1 rRNA gene is annotated in these 372 nt (G+C 40.1%); it reads right to left on the bottom strand.

The window, feature by feature from the left end:
* Positions 1–160: ribosomal RNA gene (locus tag GNY06_RS00920) — 16S ribosomal RNA — on the bottom strand; the annotation flags it as partial.
* Positions 161–372: the final 212 nt, after the last annotated feature.

The raw sequence follows: 372 nt of genomic DNA, 5'->3' as shown, positions 1-372 counted from the left end.
CTTCCTTTCGAAAGGCTATCCCCCTGATAAGGGCAGGTTGCACACGTGTTCCGCACCCGTTCGCCGCTCTCTAGATCCCGAAGAATCTATACCGCTCGGCTTGCATGTGTTAGGCCTCCCGCTAGCCTTCAACCTGAGCCAGGATCAAACTCTCCATTGTATGTTTGTATCCCTTAAACTCAACTCAATTTAAAATTTACGCTTTGTTATTTCCTAACTAGGTTGTTATTTCTTTATTTCAATGATCTTATACTCTTTTCGCTTCCAACAAAAACTATCTGTCGTTGTTCCTGTTTTGCGAGTGCAAAGATAAAAACTTTTTTCGAATTAGCAAAACTTTTTTTAAAGTTTTTTTTTCAAGCAACACTCTCT

The sequence above is a fragment of the Elizabethkingia argenteiflava genome (genome assembly GCF_009904105.1).
GTDB lineage: Bacteria > Bacteroidota > Bacteroidia > Flavobacteriales > Weeksellaceae > Elizabethkingia > Elizabethkingia argenteiflava.
This window is presented reverse-complemented; position numbering and strand designations above follow the sequence as displayed.